Origin of the sequence: Citrobacter sp. RHBSTW-00881 (assembly GCF_013728515.1) — a bacterium.
In the GTDB taxonomy this organism is placed as follows: domain Bacteria; phylum Pseudomonadota; class Gammaproteobacteria; order Enterobacterales; family Enterobacteriaceae; genus Citrobacter; species Citrobacter braakii.
The window spans coordinates 4,862,345-4,879,324 of record NZ_CP056269.1; the positions used below are offsets into that span (position 1 = coordinate 4,862,345).

Genomic DNA, 16,980 nt, shown 5'->3' on the forward strand with positions numbered 1-16,980 from the left:
AATGAAATGACCGGTTTTTTATTTTGCAGGCTAAGCCAAACTCAAAAATGCCAGTAGCTCATCGCCAGCCCTAAGAACAGCACCAGACCGACGTAGTTATTGTTCATAAACGCTTTAAAACAGGCATCACGCTCGCGATTGACGATCAGTTTCTGCTGATATACAAACAGCGCGCCAGCCACCAGCAGAGACCAGTAATAACCCAGTCCCAGCCCGTTTAGCCAACCCACCAGCGCCATCAGCACCAGTACGCCCACCTGCAGGATACCAATAATCAGCTTGTCGTTTTGACCGAACAGAATCGCGGTCGATTTAATGCCGATCTTCAGGTCATCATCGCGGTCAACCATCGCATACTGCGTGTCGTAGGCCACCGCCCAGAGAATATTGGCGAGGAACATCAGCCAGCAGCTCAGCGGTACGGACTCGCTCACGGCGGCGAACGCCATCGGGATCGACCAGCCAAACGCCGCCCCCAGCACCACCTGCGGCAGGTGCGTATAGCGCTTCATGAACGGGTAAACCCACGCCAGCGCTAACGCCGCAACGGACAACAAAATGGTCATCGTGTTGAGCGTCAAAACCAGCAGGAAGGCCAGCAGTACCAATACGACGAACAGCGTTCGGGCCTCTTTTTCAGTGACGGCCCCGCTCGGCAACGGGCGATTTGCGGTGCGTTTAACATGTCCGTCAAATTTCCTGTCGGCATAATCATTCACCACGCAGCCGGCGGCGCGCATTAACCAAACGCCAGCGACAAAAACCGCCAGGATCCACAATTGTGGCATGCCTGGGGTTGCCACCCACAATGCCCACAGCGTAGGCCAGAGCAGCAGTAAGGCACCGATTGGCTTATCCGTACGCATCAAGCGGTGAAATGCCAGCAGCTTATTCTGCGTCAGACTCCACTCCATCTTTATCTTCCTCTCAGTACAACGGCGATGCAGGTAGAAAAAGCTCGGTAAGCATCAGCGGCTTACCGCTCAGCCGCAGGCGGGAACGGCGCCCCCACAGAGCTGCATCGCGGCCAATCTCAATAAAATCTCGGGTCAATGTCGATGATGTAAACAGGTAACGTCCGAGCGGGGTTTTTCCCAGATTTTGTAAGGCCAGCTCAGGGCCGCACAAGGTTGATTCAGGCACCACGGTCCGCCCGGCAAGCCAGGGTTCACCATCCGCGCATAACAGGATCTCACGTAACCAATAACGGGACTCTTTAGGCAGCAGCGGCAGCTCTTCAGGCACCTCATTTTGCCCAACGAATGCTTCGCGAATCAACGTTACGGTGACCTGTTTTCCCTGCTGCTCAAAACGTTTAGTCATGGAATCTTCCAGTAACAACCAGTCGAGCAGTTGGGCGTCCAGCGCCGGGATCGCATCAAAATAACGCAGCGCACGCAGTTGCGTTAACGCAGGGTGTGGCATGCCTTACTCTCCGATTTATAACTTGAAGGCATTGTATCGCAGAAAATGCATTACGGGGTGAGCAAACACAATTAAGTGATCGCCAGAGCAACATAAGTGTAACAATTAGCACCGAAGGATAAAAAAAGGTGCGCCAGGAGACGCACCAGTTGTTGCAAAATCAACAATGCGGGGCGATGTTTACCCCTTGCCTTTTACACTGCTGATAAAGGTGGATCGGGCAGATTTGGATCCCAGACGCTCAGCTTCATCAAGCAGCTTCAGCGCTTTATCGACATCGCCTTTCGCAACGGCATCCTTAATGCCCTGGTTAAAATAACTTTCCGTGTCGTTCAGCATCGGCTCACTTTTCTTCACCGGTTGTGGCGCTGGAGCCGCAACGGCTGCTGCCGGAGCCGCATAGGTCACCGCAGGCGCGGCGGTATTGCCCACCGTGACAGGACCAGGGCCGGATGAGCCAAACAGCGGCCCGACCAGAACACTGGAGGAGGAGCTGGTTTTGACTTTCAGTTTCAGTAAACCGTCGGTGGTATGACGGGCGATCGGGTCTGGAATATCCGGAATAGCGTTACCTACGCCCTTGGCATAGGCTTTTGCTGGGTCAAGCAGGGTTGTGGTCTGCTGGAGATCTTTATCAGTGGTAAAGACCAAAACATAGAGTTTTTGCTGACCCAGCGCTGGCGTCAGACGCATTACCCCTTCCAGACGATCGGCACTCATCACGCCGGGCTCCTGGTAGGTAAAATAGCTGCTGGGGAAGAACGCAGATGGCGTCATGTTTTGGTCAAGAATTAATACGTTTGGCGCAAATACGCTGGTTTGTTTATTCACTTCACTGGACAGCGTCAGGGTGAGCTCGCCAATATTCGCCGGGACGCTATACGCAGCGACCGGGCCAGTAATACCGGCGACATCCAGACGCTGACCCGCTGTCGCAAGCGGCGAAGACTGGGTTTTGGATTGATCAACAGGCGTCCAGGTTAACTGCTGCAGCGCAGCAGTGGGAATAGATGGGGCCGCGGTGGTGTTCTGCGGAACAATATTCACATCGGCCAGGCTGATGCCAGGTGCGCTGGCAAATAACCCTGCAGATAAACAAAGGGCAACGAGACTTTTCTTCATTTTCATTGTTATCACCTCAGATAGCATGGGTTCAGCGGTGGCCAGGCAATAGCGCGCTAAACCGTAATCAAGAGGGGCTTGCGCCCCTCTTTCGGTCTTTACGTCAGGTTAGTGCTGAATTACCACCAGATTTCCATCTGGGCACCGAAGGACCACTCATCGTTGTCGCCACGGCTGGTTGTGCTGAGGCCAGAGTTCGTTGCCGCTGCGAATTTGGTTACGTCGTTACCATTTTTGATGTAACCCCACTCTTCATCCCATTTTGCATAGGTTGCGAAGACGCGGATTGCCGGACGAGACCAGATGCTGTCACCCGCCTGCCATTGTTGGGCCAGGGTGATTTTGTACTGGCTGTTGCGATCGCTGGTCTGCTGAGATTTGACGTTGTCGTAACCGACTTCCAGCAGGGTGCTCATGATTGGCGTCCATTTATACATCGGGCGAATACCGACGGTGTACCATTCGGTCCCCAGGTCGTTATCCATGTCGAGGTTCTGGTACATACCGACGTACATCAGGTCCCACTTGTCGCCCAGGGAGATTGCACCGTGGTCCAGCACGCGGAACAGGCTACCGTTGTTATTCACAACATTGTTGGCATAGTTGGTTTTAACGCCAGTAACGGGATCTTCAATGGTCGTAGTGGAAGAACCATAAGAACCCTGGTTCAGGCCTTTGCCCTGGGTGGTCATGGAATCTGTGGCGTACTGAACGACAAACTTGTTGTAGCCCTTGAGCATGCTCTGGGTATGTTCAGCGGTGAACATCCAACCATCTTTAGATGCGCCGTCCGCCAGCCTGTAATCATCGGTGGTATTCGCGCGACCATAGTCAACGCCCAGTTCCAACATCCCATCCGGGTTAGTTGCCAACTGCGCTAAACGAACGTCAAATACATCGTTCGCGGTGTCTTTGGTACGATCATAGATATTCTGGCTGCTGAAAGCGTATGAACCACCCGCTTCCTGTGAACGGCTCGCTGCCAAAGACAGTTTACCGAAGCCCAGATCGATGTTTTCAATACCGGCACCAGGACCTGAAATATCCCAGTAGTAGAAGTCGATCATGTGTACGTCATGACGCTGGTAGAAGCGCTTACCGGCCCAGATAGTGGAGCCTGGCAGCCATTCGATCAGGTTTTTACCCTGCACGTTTGCTTCACGGAATGCCGGGTCTGTGCCTTCCCAGTCATTCTGCTGTGCGACGGAGTAAGCAACGTTGGTGTCGAAGTAGAAGCTCTTATCGCCTTCTTTCCACACTTCCTGACCTAATTTGATTTCCGCATAGGTTTCACATTCGTTACCGAGACGGTATTTACTTTGTGCACCGGTTGCCTGGAAACACTGTTGTTCACCGCCACTCCCTGTCCAGCCAATACCGGAACGAGCGTAACCGTGGAAATCTACAGCCATTGCCTGAACAGACATAATGCCTGCTGCTACAGCAACCGCCAGAGGGAGTTTGCGCAGAGTAATCATCGTTCTATCTCCTGAGATCATTGCTTTTCTTTAAACGCGTCCCCCTTCGGGCTGCCTCTTTGTTGGCTGCGTTCTTTCACCCCAGTCGCGTACTCTTTGTACACTCCCGGGGATTCATTTACTTGCCGCCTCGATGTAGCTTCGAATGGCTTTGCGTTTCGTTTTTTATGGGGACCTTAAACGCCCGGCTCTTGATGCAACCGACGACATGCAGTGCCATCCTCACGGAACAGATGGCAACGCTCTGGCGGCAGGCCGATGGCGAATGTGGCACCCTCTTCTACCAACACCACGTCGTTCTGGCGGTAAACCAGGTTTTGACGGATGGCGGGGATCTGGATATGAATTTGAGTTTCGTGACCAAGCTGCTCGACCACCTGCACTTCACCTTCGAGGGTGACATCGGCGATATCACTGGGCAGCAGATGTTCCGGGCGGATACCTAAAGACATGTTGGCACCAACCTGTACCGCATGGCTGTCCACTGGTAGCCATATTTGCTGGCGGTTGGGCAGTTCAACCTGCACCTGATCGATGGCCGTCCCAGTGACTTTCACCGGCAGGAAGTTCATCTTCGGCGAACCAATAAAGCCCGCCACAAAGCGGTCAGCCGGATAGTGGTATAGCTCCAGCGGTTTGCCGACCTGCGCTACGCGACCGGCATCCAGCACCACAATTTTGTCGGCCAGCGTCATCGCTTCGACCTGATCGTGGGTGACGTAAATCATCGTGCGGCCCAGACGTTTATGCAGGCGGGAGATTTCAATACGCATTTGCACACGCAGAGCGGCGTCGAGGTTCGACAGCGGTTCATCCAGCAGGAATACGCGTGGCTCGGCAACCAGCGTTCGGCCAATCGCCACACGCTGACGTTGTCCGCCGGAAAGCGCTTTCGGTTTACGCTCCAGCAGGTGCGCCAGTTGCAGAACTTCCGCGACCTGATTCACGCGCTGATTCATCACCTCTTTTTTTGCGCCAGCCAGTTTGAGGCCAAACGACATGTTTTCTGCGACGGATAAATGGGGATACAACGCGTAGGACTGAAAGACCATGCCCACGCCGCGTTCGGCGGGGGGAATGTCGTTCATCCGGGTCTCCCCGATAAACAGGTCGCCACTGGTGATGGTTTCAAGTCCGGCGATCATACGCAGCAAGGTCGACTTACCGCAGCCTGACGGTCCGACAAACACCACGAATTCCCCTTCGTGAATGTCGAGATTGATATCTTTCGATACCACCACGTCACCCCAGGCTTTCGTTACATTTCGCAGCTGTACGCTCGCCATGCCCTTCTCCCTTCGTTACAACCTGTCATCGACAGCAACATTCATGATGGGCTGACTATGCGTGATCCCTTGACTGCGTGAATCCTCCACCCCCGGCTTTTTTATGGGGGAGGAGGCGGGAGGATGAGAGAACAGCGTCTGAGACCCGGGCCGTACGCCGCGGAGGAATTTCGTGATGCAGCCTGCAAAAATCAGTGGGTTTTTATGTGCGCCAGTACGCAATACTCACATTTATGTAACACAGATCACATAAAGAGCGGGTGGGGCGTAGGGGTAAGGAGGATGGAAAGAGGTTGTCGTATAAAGAAACTAGTAACCGTTAAGCCACCTCTGCAAAATCACCAAACAGGATGGGAACTATGAAAATCAAAACTGGCGCACGCATCCTCGCATTGTCTGCATTAACGACGATGATGTTTTCCGCCTCGGCTCTCGCCAAGATTGAAGAAGGTAAGCTGGTTATCTGGATTAACGGCGACAAAGGCTATAACGGCCTCGCTGAAGTGGGCAAAAAATTCGAGAAAGACACCGGTATCAAAGTCACCATTGAGCACCCGGACAAACTGGAAGAGAAGTTCCCACAGGTTGCCGCGACTGGCGACGGCCCGGACATCATCTTCTGGGCACATGACCGTTTTGGCGGCTACGCTCAGTCTGGCCTGCTGGCTGAAATCACCCCAGATAAAGCGTTCCAGGACAAACTCTATCCGTTCACCTGGGATGCCGTACGCTATAACGGCAAACTGATTGCCTACCCGATTGCGGTTGAAGCGCTGTCGCTGATTTACAACAAAGACCTCGTTCCGAACCCGCCAAAAACCTGGGAAGAAATTCCTGCGCTGGATAAAGAGCTGAAGGCGAAAGGAAAATCCGCGCTGATGTTCAACCTGCAAGAACCGTACTTCACCTGGCCGCTGATTGCCGCCGACGGCGGTTACGCGTTCAAGTTTGAAAACGGCAAGTACGACGTGAAAGACGTGGGCGTGGACAACGCGGGCGCAAAAGCGGGTCTGACCTTCCTGGTTGATCTGATCAAGAACAAACACATGAACGCGGATACCGATTACTCCATCGCCGAAGCGGCCTTTAACAAAGGTGACACCGCGATGACCATCAACGGTCCGTGGGCGTGGTCCAACATCGATAAGAGCAAGGTGAATTACGGCGTTGCCCTGCTGCCAACCTTCAAGGGTAAACCGTCCAAACCGTTCGTGGGCGTTCTGAGCGCAGGTATCAACGCTGCCAGCCCGAACAAAGAACTGGCAAAAGAGTTCCTCGAAAACTACCTGCTGACCGATCAGGGTCTGGATGAAGTGAATAAGGACAAACCGCTGGGCGCGGTTGCGCTGAAATCCTTCCAGGATCAGTTAGCGAAAGACCCGCGTATCGCGGCCACCATGGATAACGCCCAGAAAGGCGAGATCATGCCGAACATCCCGCAGATGTCCGCATTCTGGTATGCCGTTCGTACCGCAGTGATCAACGCAGCCAGCGGCCGTCAGACCGTCGATGCCGCGCTGAAAGATGCACAAGGTCGTATCACCAAGTAATACGGTTTCCCTTATTTCTTAGGGAATCAGGTTTATTGAATACGTTGTTACGCGAAATCATTCGCGCTACATCGAGGCGGCAAGGAGGCAAATCCCCAGGAGCTTACATAAGTAAGTGACTGGGGGGAGCTTCCGCAGCCAACAAAGAGGTAGTGCGAAGGATAAAGCGTAAAGAGGATTGATCCCCATGGATGTCATTAAAAAGAAACACTGGTGGCAAAGCGACCGGCTGAAATGGTCAGTGATGGGTCTGCTTGGGCTGCTGGTCGGTTACCTTGTTGTTTTGATGTATGCTCAGGGGGAGTACCTGTTTGCCATCATGACGCTGATTTTAAGCTCTGCTGGCCTGTATATTTTTGCTAACCGTAAAGCCTACGCCTGGCGCTATGTTTACCCAGGCGTTGCAGGGATGGGGCTGTTTGTCCTGTTTCCGCTAATTTGTACTATCGCAATTGCCTTTACCAACTACAGCAGCACCAACCAACTGACCTTTGAACGTGCTCAGGAAGTCCTGATGGACCGTTCTTATCAGGCGGGGAAAACCTACAACTTCGGCCTGTATCCGGCGGGTACGGAGTGGCAACTGGCCCTCACCGACGGAGAAACCGGCAAGAATTATCTCTCCGACGCCTTTAAATTTGGCGGCGAACAGAAACTGCAGTTGAAAGAAGCCGAGGCGCTGCCAGCGGGCGAACGTGCGACGCTGCGTGTCATTACGCAAAATCGCCAGGCGTTAACCCAACTCACCGCCATCCTGCCGGATGAAAGCAAAGTGATTATGAGTTCACTGCGCCAGTTTTCCGGCACGCAGCCACTCTATACGCTCGCTGATGACGGCACGCTTACCAACAGCCAAAGCGGCGTAAAATACCGCGCCAACAACGATATTGGTTATTATCAGGCAATTAACGCTGACGGTAGCTGGGGTAACGAAAAACTCAGCCCAGGCTATACCGTTGCCATCGGTTGGGACAACTTCACCCGCGTATTTACCGACGAAGGCATTCAGAAACCGTTCTTCGCCATCTTTGTCTGGACGGTGGTCTTCTCCGTTCTGACCGTGATCCTCACCGTGGCCGTGGGGATGGTACTGGCCTGTCTCGTACAGTGGGAGTCTCTCAAAGGCAAAGCGATTTACCGTGTCCTGCTGATTCTGCCGTATGCCGTACCGTCGTTTATTTCAATTCTGATTTTCAAAGGGCTGTTCAACCAGAGCTTCGGTGAAATCAACATGATGCTGAGCGCACTGTTTGGCATCAAACCGGCCTGGTTCAGCGACCCAACCACCGCGCGTTCGATGATTATTATCGTCAACACCTGGCTTGGTTACCCGTACATGATGATCCTGTGCATGGGTCTGCTTAAAGCGATCCCTGACGACCTGTATGAAGCGTCGGCGATGGATGGTGCAGGTCCGTTCCAGAACTTCTTTAAGATTACGTTGCCGCTGCTGATTAAGCCGCTGACGCCGCTGATGATCGCCAGCTTCGCCTTTAACTTTAACAACTTCGTGCTGATTCAACTGTTGACCAACGGTGGTCCAGACCGTCTTGGTACCACCACGCCAGCAGGCTATACCGACCTGCTCGTGAGCTACACCTACCGTATCGCCTTCGAAGGCGGCGGTGGTCAGGACTTCGGTCTGGCGGCGGCGATTGCCACGCTGATCTTCCTGCTGGTCGGTGCGCTGGCCATCGTGAACCTGAAAGCCACGCGTATGAAGTTTGATTAAGGGAGACAACGAACATGGCTATGGTACAACCCAAATCTCAGAAACTGCGTCTCTTAACAACGCACTTGCTGCTGCTGATTTTCATTGCAGCGATCATGTTCCCGCTGCTGATGGTTATCGCTATCTCGTTGCGTGAAGGTAACTTTGCCACCGGCAGCCTGATCCCGGAAAATATCTCCTGGGAACACTGGAAACTGGCGCTGGGCTTTAGCGTTGAGCATGCGGATGGCCGAGTGACGCCGCCGCCGTTCCCGGTGCTGTTATGGCTGTGGAACTCGGTGAAAGTAGCCACCATTACCGCGATCGGTATCGTGACGCTTTCCACCACCTGCGCTTACGCCTTTGCCCGTATGCGTTTCCCGGGCAAAGCAACCCTGCTGAAAGGGATGCTGATATTCCAGATGTTCCCGGCGGTGCTGTCTCTGGTCGCGTTGTATGCTTTGTTTGACCGCCTGGGCCAGTACATTCCGTTTATTGGTCTGAACACTCACGGCGGCGTGATCTTCGCCTATCTCGGCGGTATTGCGCTGCATGTGTGGACGATTAAGGGCTATTTCGAAACCATCGACGGTTCGCTGGAAGAAGCGGCCGCGCTGGATGGCGCAACGCCATGGCAGGCATTCCGCCTGGTGTTGCTGCCGCTTTCCGTTCCGATTCTGGCGGTCGTGTTTATTCTGTCTTTCATTGCCGCGATTACCGAAGTACCGGTCGCATCACTGCTGCTGCGTGATGTGAACAGCTATACCCTTGCGGTAGGTATGCAGCAGTACCTCAATCCACAGAACTATTTGTGGGGCGACTTTGCCGCCGCAGCTGTACTTTCAGCCATTCCGATCACTCTGGTGTTCCTGCTGGCACAGCGCTGGCTGGTCAACGGACTGACGGCGGGTGGTGTGAAAGGTTAAGTTTTACCGAAGTAACTGCCCGGCAACGGGCAATGCCACTGCAACCCTCAACTTATGTTATCCCAACCTGTGACTGTTATTCGGCGCTCTACGGAGCGCCCTTTTTTTATGTTATTTTGCATTACGCTTACGATTATTTCCTTTCGTGCCCCCCATCACTGCTAATCAATTTTTCGCCTGAAACTCGACAAATTAAACAGAATTAGTTTGGCGCAGGCGTTATCGTCATCGGCGTGATCAACCTAAGCTTTACCGTATTGGCGATCATGACGGTGGATAAATTTGAAGAACTGTGGGAACCCGCGGCGGAGAAAACCCAGCCAGCCTCTGCGCAGTAACCCTGACATGCAACACGCCGCAGCCCGAATGCGGCGAGTTGTTTTTTTACTCTCGCTTCAGCCGTTTGGAATTACACAGCCACAGGGTGATCACCAGCAGCAGGATCGCCGCAGAATAGATCAGCACATCCATCGGCGCTTTATGATCGACAATGATCAGCCGCACAATCGCAGTGATCCCGATATAGACAAAGTAGCGCAGCGGAAAGTGAAAACCTGACTGAAAGTACTTCACAATCAGCGCGATAAATTCAAAGTAGAGAAAGTAAACCACCAGCCCTTCCACCAGTTCATACTTGCTGGTTTGTTCCGGCGCGAACAGCACATCCGCCAGATGCAGCGTTTCTTTCCCGAGGAATACGACCAGGATCAGGCCCAGACTCAGCAACCCCAGATTCAACACGGTCTGTAAAATAGTGGAGATAAACTCCACGCGCGGACGAGATAGCGACGTCATAACAGCACCTCTTACTCAGTGGCAAGGTTCCTGTATAACGCAAAAATGTGACAGAGATCTACATTTTTTGTTTATATTTTGTGCAAGAAAGGTCAGCAGGGAATGATGTATGTCACGACACATTTCACAGGATGAATTATGCAGCTCAGACAATCCGCTGTTCGCAACGTTACCTGCGGTGAGAACGTGGTGATCTATGAACCCGCAAATCTCTACGACTGCACATTAGGGGACAACGTTTTTGTCGGACCATTTGTTGAAATCCAGGGTAATACGCAGATTGGCGCAGACAGCAAAATTCAGTCGCACACCTTCATCTGCGAATATGTCACCCTCGGCGCCCGCTGTTTTATCGGTCACGGCGTGATGTTCGCCAACGATATGTTTCGCGAAGGAAAACCCAATGCCGACCGCAACAGTTGGGGACGTATTACGATTGGCGACGATGTCTCGATCGGTAGCGGAGCGACCATTCTGGCGGTCACTATCTGTGATGGCGTGGTCGTCGGCGCGGGAAGCGTGGTGACCAAATCGATCACCGAGAAAGGCGTGTATGCGGGAAATCCGGCAAAATTATTACGTCGTTTATAGAGCCGGATAAGCGCAGGTCCCATCCGGCCATCTATCAGCGGAAGTTTTCACTCCTGTCGCTGGTCATGTCGTACAGACCAAACTTACGTCCAAGCTGCTGGCCGCCATCGCGTGTTAACGGCGTCCAACCAATCGCCGCACGGCTGCGGGTTGGGCCTGACGAGAACAGATCCAGCGGCACGGAAACGTACACCCCTTTGGTAAAATCACCCTCTCCGTACTCATCCGGCGAGGCGTCGGTGATGGTCGCATAGCCGCCCACCACTACGCCGCTGTCAAAGCGTTTCGCCACTTCCAGCGTTCCGCCCTTATCCCCCGCCAGATACTGCCCCACGCTGGCTTTCACCAGTACATCCTGGGCGAACGAAGGATTCCAGTAAGCCGTCAAATGCCCGGTCTTCACGCTGTAGTCGGTGAACTTCATCATGTCCTGCGCGCTGCGCCAGTCACGCTGTTTCACGTAGTTGGCATCTACACCAAACGCCCAGTTGCTGTCCAGCGGGCGATACAGCACTTCTGCCCCCGCTCCGCCGTACATAGTTTCCAGGTAGCCACCGTAAACCTGTCCGTAGAACCCGTTTCCGAGTGACTGGAAGTAGTTGGCCTGCAGATTATTCACGTAGACATCGTTTTGCACATACTCACGCACATGGGTACGCACGCGTGGTAAATGCGAATCCTGCGGCGGGTTGGTGTAGTTAAACTTGTCATAGTTATTGGCGAGGTTGGCGAACAAACTCCCGGTGGTCAGCAGATGATCGGTAACCCACAAATCCGCCGTTCCCATCACGCCCAACTGATACATATAGAAGTTTTCCGGGCCGCCCACCGACTGATTTAGCACCGGATCGATGTGGAAATTGAAGCGTGACTTATCAATATACCAGCCCTGCTCGGTCGTTTTCGGTACCTCGGGTTCGACGCGTTTTTGTGCCAGTTGAGTTTCATGGCCCAACGGCTCGCCTTCCAGATGGCGCTTGAGGCTGGAAACCTCCGTTTCGGTCGTCACCTGCGGCAAGTTAAGGCGATTTTCCGTAATGCGGATCGTGCGGATCCCATCGGGAAGATCGTTCATCACGATCCGGTTAGCACGCTCGATCCCTTCGCGCGAATCACGGTATTTCACCTGTTCACCCGTCACATACAGCGTATCGCCCTGCACCTGAATTTTAGGATCCGCCAGCCCGGCATTATATTTCAGCAGCGTTAACTGATTCGCCACCACCGAATGTTGCAGGATGGCATCCTGCGGCTGTGGTTGATATTTCGGGCGGGTATTGTCGTTATAGTTTGGTCGCAGATCGTTAAAGTTAGTCCGCAGCGTGACCCCAAACATCAAGGTGTTCCCGCGCTCATAGCTGAGGTTAACGTCGGCCCAATCGGTGACGCGATAAATAGCGCCGACGTTAAACTTGCTCTTCTGATCCAACTTGCCGGCAAAATCCTGCTGGTAATTATTACCTTCATACTCCAGTTTCAGGCGCAGCGGCTGCCAGGGAGTCTGATACTCTACGCCGCCAAACAGCGACGCCGGGCCGTGGAACATCTGGCTACCGTCAATAGAACCGGCCTGCTTGTAGCTGTTATCGCGATGGCAGAATTTATCACTGTATGAGCAAAACGGATTGCTAACGTTACCGCTGGTCCCGAGATATCCCCAACCAAGGCCGAGAGAGAAATCAAATGGGCCCCAGGCTTTGTTCGCCACCACATACTCCGCATCAAACAGGCCGGTACCACCGATATCCCGCGCGCCAACCGCCACCTGCGGCATCCAGTAGCTCTCTTCCCACAGGCGAAGTTTGAGATCAAAAGCCTTATCTTTATAAGTCTGATCGCCAGAAAACGACTCCACGCCGCTGTATTTTTTGGTACGCACATCGGTATAGCGCAGGGTGGTTTCCAGCCAGGGGAAGAGTTGTACCGACGCAGAGTAGTAACGGTATTGATCGTTATCGCGGTAGTTAAGGCTCATTTCGCCTTCACGCGCCATGCGTGCGGTTGGGGTTTGCAGCAGTCCCACGCCGCCAAAATCGGACTGGGAAGGTCCAATGGGCGCGGGCCAGGTTTCACCGTGGCAGGCAACGCTTACGCCCAGCGCCAGTAAGCTGAGCAGATAAGTTTTTCTCATTATTCGGGTATCCGCTGGGTCAGGGTGCGAAGAATGTCGGCATTGATTTCATCCGGGGTGCTGCGCCAGACAGCATCAGAGAGTCCGACAAAAATGATGCTGCCGGGCATCGGCTCAACGTGACGTTTGTTCCAGTAGGCGACCGGGACTTTTTGCGTGCGTCCGTCGGGATAGATGACCCAGGCATAGCTACGATCTGCGCCGCTGAGCCGACGTTGCCCATCGAGATAGCTGGCGATATCGCGCCCGGGCATAAACGGTTGTTTACCCGGATGACTTAGCAGGCCAAACAGCGTTATATCCGTTGGCTGCGGTCCGACCCACAGCGTGTAATTGCCCTGCAACGGCGGGTTGCCTCGCTCACTGACGCGCACAACATCCGGGTCGAGATTAATCTTCTGTCTGCCGGTCACTTTCAGCGCCTGAATTTGTTGGCGTAATGCGTTGATAGCCGCGGCATCGTCACCACTTTCTTCAGCGCTGAGCATCGCCAGACGAGCCAGTAATGCCTGCTGCTGACGCTCTGCTTCCGTCGTTGCCCGCTCTTCGCTGATAACCGCTCCTGGCCACCAGCTATTACTCAACCGCGGCTGCCCAACCAGGTCGAGCAGATGTTCGGCCCCGGTCAGCGTCTTTGGCTCTTCGCTGGCGGAGGTAAAGACCTTAACGCTACCCGCAGCAAAAACTGACGCTGCGCTCAGGCTCAATAGCAGCGCCACAACGGCTCGTTTCATCATGATTTTGCCGCCTTAATCAGCGTGGTTTTCACCGGGAAGTAACGTGCGCCAAGATACTGTTCCGATTGGCGAATCTGCCCTTCGCTGTCGATCCAGTAGCGGTTATGCCAGCGCGTTTGATCGGTGGTGACTTCTTCGTCAAGGATTCGTACTGGCGTATCTTCGCTACCAACCTTAATGGTGTCAGTGCCATCCCATTCGAAAACCGAGCGGGCGGTGGCATAGCGCACCTGCTGATGTTCGGTCCAGCCCATCGTGCGGGTCCACGTTGCCCCATCGACTATCTGGTTTGGTTTGATGAGCGGATCTGCCGCGAGATTATTCACCTCGATCAGGTTATCCCCGCCGAGATGCGTTTTCACCATGCGCCCAGACTGCGTGACGAGAATGGCCCGATCCTGAGTCACCCATTTCTGCTGTCCGTTTTCCGCGAACGCGAGTACCACAAACAGTTGTGGGCCGCCGTTGAGCTGCATGTACTGGCTGGCGTAGGGCATGTTTTTGATTTCATCGTCCGTCATCTGTACGCCGGGAGTACCAAACACGCTATCCCATAGCGAATGACCCAGCCCTTCGGTGGTGGCTGAGCACGCCTGTAATAACAGGCAAACCATTATCAGCGCTGGTCGCTTCACGACATTTCTCCGCAGCGGCAAAATAACCACACCGAAGTGTGGTTAGAATTAAACGTACCGGTATTACTGGGTACTGGTGGTTGTGGTGGTTGTGGTTCCGGTGTTAGAACCATCGCCGCCACCGGTTGCCGCAAGGGCAACCCCCACCGCAGAACTTACGGTGCTCGCGCTGGTTGCGGAGGAACTTCCTGCCGAAACCGACGCGGCAGCCGACCCTGCAGCCTCACCCACCTGAACGGGGGCAGCATAGACAGAAGTCGCCGCAAGCGCAGATATAGCCCAAAGGCCATACAGAACTTTTTTCATCACAAATTCCCTTCATTGTATGAATGGAGATTTACCCAAAAGAATTTCGGGCGAGATCGAGTATACACAAGCCAAAGTGTGCAAATTACGCCAGGCGGGAATTTAGGATAATTAGATAGCAAGAAATAAAATGATTAACGTCAGACAATTAAATCAATACAATCATAAATTTAAAATATAAAAACAAAAACACAACATCCGGTAATTCTGAAAAAACCAGAAACAAGATAACGTTGAATGAATTATTTTAGGATTAAGCTCAATAAAGGTGTAAAGCAAAAGCGTAGATATTCGGGAGCCAGATTATAAAAAAAGCCGATATTAATATCGCCTTTTTTTATAAGTAATCTGCAAATTCATTCGAATTGCAGCAAGGCGGCAAGCTCGTGAATCCCCGGGAGCATAGATAGCTATGCGACCGGGGTTAACGAACGCAGCCAACAGCGCTGCGGCTCGAAGGAAGAAGCAGATTAACGCCAGGACTTATAACGGTTAATCAAACCGTTAGTTGAGCAATCATGGCTGGTGATTTCTTTATCATCATTCAGCTCTGGCAGAATGCGATTCGCCAGCTGTTTGCCCAGCTCAACGCCCCACTGGTCAAAGGTGAAGATATTCAGGATCGCGCCCTGAGTGAAGATTTTGTGCTCGTACAGTGCAATCAGCGCACCCAAGCTGAACGGTGTGATTTCGCGCAGCAGGATGGAGTTAGTTGGACGGTTACCTTCGAACACTTTGAACGGCACAACGTGGTCAAGCGTTGCCGGATCTTTACCCTGGTCGCGGTATTCCTGCTCAACCACTTCACGAGATTTACCAAAAGCCAGCGCTTCGGTCTGGGCGAAGAAGTTAGACAGCAGTTTCGGATGGTGATCCGACAGCGGGTTGTGGGTGATTGCCGGAGCGATGAAATCGCACGGAACCATTTTGGTACCCTGATGAATCAGTTGGTAGAACGCATGCTGACCGTTAGTACCCGGCTCACCCCAGATGATTGGGCCTGTCTGGTAATCCACCGCATTGCCGTTACGGTCAACGTATTTACCGTTGGATTCCATATTGCCCTGCTGGAAGTAGGCCGCGAAACGGTGCATATACTGGTCGTACGGCAGAATCGCTTCGGTTTCAGCACCGAAGAAATTGTTGTACCAGATACCGATCAGCGCCAGCAGCACCGGCAGGTTTTTCTCCGCCGGAGTGGTGGAGAAGTGTTTGTCCATGGCGTGCGCGCCAGAAAGCAGCTCAACAAAGTTGTCGAAGCCCACAGAAAGGATGATGGACAGACCGATTGCAGACCACAGGGAGTAACGACCGCCAACCCAGTCCCAGAACTCGAACATATTGGCGGTATCAATACCGAACTCGCCAACCGCTTTACCGTTAGTGGAGAGCGCTGCGAAGTGTTTGGCAACGTGCTTGTTGTCGCCAGCGGTCGCCAGGAACCAGTCGCGCGCGCTGTGGGCGTTAGTCATGGTTTCCTGAGTGGTGAAGGTTTTGGAAGCGACCAGGAACAGCGTAGTCTCCGGATTCACTTTCTTCAGCACTTCGGCAATGTGCGTACCATCGACGTTAGACACAAAATGCATGTTCAGGTGATTTTTGTACGGGCGCAGCGCTTCGGTCACCATGAACGGGCCGAGGTCTGAACCGCCGATACCGATGTTCACGACATCAGTAATGGCTTTACCGGTATAGCCTTTCCAGCTTCCGGAGATAATCGCTTCAGAGAAGGATTTCATCTTCTCCAGCACCGCGTTCACTTCCGGCATCACATCTTTGCCGTCAACGATGATTGGAGTGTTGCTACGGTTGCGCAGCGCCACGTGCAGCACGGCACGATCTTCAGTGCGGTTAATTTTCTCACCGGAGAACATGGACTTGATGGCGCCTGCCAAATCGGTCTCTTTCGCCAGATCCTGCAGTTTAGCCAGCGTCTCTTCAGTGATGCGGTTTTTGGAGAAATCCACCAGCATCAGATCGTCAAACGTAGCGGAAAATTTAGCGAAACGATCGCTATCTTTCGCGAACAGATCCGCGATAGTAACGTCTTTCATCTCTTCAAAGTGTTTTTGTAGTGCCTGCCAGGCTGAGGTCTGCGTTGGATTGATGTTTTTCATTAGCAATACTCTTCTGATTTTGAGAATTGTGACTGAGATCGATTGTAACGCCAGTCACAGAAAAGTGTGATTGTTTTAATGCCATCGCCCTTGTATCCATCGAACCAGGGTAAAAAGTATAGATGTTATAAGCGCTGTTACTGAACGGAAACGCAGCATGAAAAATCCGC

At 53.1% G+C, this 16,980-nt stretch carries 15 protein-coding genes; 4 read left to right on the forward strand and 11 right to left on the reverse strand.

The genetic code is table 11. From position 1 onward, the window contains the following. Positions 1-41 precede the first annotated feature (41 nt). The 5 genes from ubiA to malK all read right to left on the reverse strand — a co-directional run bounded on the left by ubiA (position 42) and on the right by malK (position 5,311). On the reverse strand, positions 42-914 hold the full coding sequence (gene ubiA, locus HV311_RS23395) for a 4-hydroxybenzoate octaprenyltransferase (RefSeq protein ID WP_003826589.1): 873 nt from the start codon (positions 912-914) through the stop codon (positions 42-44). A gap of 13 nt (positions 915-927) precedes the next feature. Continuing rightward, the gene (gene ubiC, locus HV311_RS23400; protein WP_016155346.1) at positions 928-1,425 is read right to left on the reverse strand and encodes a chorismate lyase; all 498 of its coding nucleotides are present in this window, start codon (positions 1,423-1,425) and stop codon (positions 928-930) included. A gap of 180 nt (positions 1,426-1,605) precedes the next feature. After that, the gene (gene malM, locus HV311_RS23405) at positions 1,606-2,553 is read right to left on the reverse strand and encodes a maltose operon protein MalM (RefSeq protein ID WP_016155345.1); all 948 of its coding nucleotides are present in this window, start codon (positions 2,551-2,553) and stop codon (positions 1,606-1,608) included. A 113-nt stretch (positions 2,554-2,666) separates the two neighbouring features. Further along, positions 2,667-4,025, reverse strand: coding sequence for a maltoporin (locus HV311_RS23410; RefSeq protein WP_016155344.1), 1,359 nt, complete (start codon positions 4,023-4,025; stop codon positions 2,667-2,669). A 176-nt stretch (positions 4,026-4,201) separates the two neighbouring features. Continuing rightward, on the reverse strand, positions 4,202-5,311 hold the full coding sequence (gene malK / locus HV311_RS23415) for a maltose/maltodextrin ABC transporter ATP-binding protein MalK (RefSeq protein ID WP_016155343.1): 1,110 nt from the start codon (positions 5,309-5,311) through the stop codon (positions 4,202-4,204). Between the two features lie 359 nt (positions 5,312-5,670). On the opposite strand from malK, the gene malE reads away from it, so the two are divergent. The 3 genes from malE (at position 5,671) to malG (ending at position 9,498) form a co-directional block, all read left to right on the forward strand. After that, positions 5,671-6,861, forward strand: coding sequence for a maltose/maltodextrin ABC transporter substrate-binding protein MalE (malE, locus tag HV311_RS23420; RefSeq protein ID WP_016155342.1), 1,191 nt, complete (start codon positions 5,671-5,673; stop codon positions 6,859-6,861). A gap of 187 nt (positions 6,862-7,048) precedes the next feature. Further along, entirely contained in the window at positions 7,049-8,593 is a 1,545-nt protein-coding gene (gene malF / locus HV311_RS23425; RefSeq protein ID WP_047499540.1) for a maltose ABC transporter permease MalF, read from the forward strand. Positions 8,594-8,607: 14 nt separating this feature from the next. Further along, positions 8,608-9,498 (forward strand): maltose ABC transporter permease MalG, encoded by an 891-nt coding sequence (malG, locus tag HV311_RS23430; RefSeq protein WP_016155340.1) that lies wholly within the window; start codon positions 8,608-8,610, stop codon positions 9,496-9,498. 384 nt (positions 9,499-9,882) lie between these two features. Here the strand turns inward: malG and psiE are convergent, their stop codons facing one another. Continuing rightward, the gene (gene psiE / locus HV311_RS23435; protein WP_003031674.1) at positions 9,883-10,293 is read right to left on the reverse strand and encodes a phosphate-starvation-inducible protein PsiE; all 411 of its coding nucleotides are present in this window, start codon (positions 10,291-10,293) and stop codon (positions 9,883-9,885) included. A 138-nt stretch (positions 10,294-10,431) separates the two neighbouring features. Here psiE and HV311_RS23440 point away from each other — a divergent pair, with 138 nt between their 5' ends. Beyond that, the gene (locus HV311_RS23440; RefSeq protein ID WP_016155439.1) at positions 10,432-10,884 is read left to right on the forward strand and encodes an acyltransferase; all 453 of its coding nucleotides are present in this window, start codon (positions 10,432-10,434) and stop codon (positions 10,882-10,884) included. A 34-nt stretch (positions 10,885-10,918) separates the two neighbouring features. On the opposite strand, the gene HV311_RS23445 is transcribed toward HV311_RS23440, so the two are convergent. The 5 genes from HV311_RS23445 to pgi form a co-directional block, all read right to left on the reverse strand. Continuing rightward, a complete protein-coding gene (locus HV311_RS23445) occupies positions 10,919-13,015 on the reverse strand; it encodes a YjbH domain-containing protein (RefSeq protein ID WP_094761853.1) in 2,097 nt (698 codons plus the stop codon). Further along, positions 13,015-13,752, reverse strand: a complete 738-nt coding sequence (locus HV311_RS23450) for a capsule biosynthesis GfcC family protein (protein WP_046275309.1) — start codon at positions 13,750-13,752, stop codon at positions 13,015-13,017. The genes HV311_RS23445 and HV311_RS23450 overlap by 1 nt, the downstream gene beginning before the upstream one ends. Next, entirely contained in the window at positions 13,749-14,387 is a 639-nt protein-coding gene (locus HV311_RS23455) for a YjbF family lipoprotein (RefSeq protein ID WP_046275310.1), read from the reverse strand. Before HV311_RS23455 ends, HV311_RS23450 begins: the two co-directional genes overlap by 4 nt. Positions 14,388-14,450: 63 nt before the next feature. Beyond that, entirely contained in the window at positions 14,451-14,693 is a 243-nt protein-coding gene (gene yjbE, locus HV311_RS23460) for an exopolysaccharide production protein YjbE (RefSeq protein WP_016155435.1), read from the reverse strand. A gap of 470 nt (positions 14,694-15,163) precedes the next feature. Further along, the gene (pgi, locus tag HV311_RS23465; RefSeq protein ID WP_016155434.1) at positions 15,164-16,810 is read right to left on the reverse strand and encodes a glucose-6-phosphate isomerase; all 1,647 of its coding nucleotides are present in this window, start codon (positions 16,808-16,810) and stop codon (positions 15,164-15,166) included. Positions 16,811-16,980: the final 170 nt, after the last annotated feature.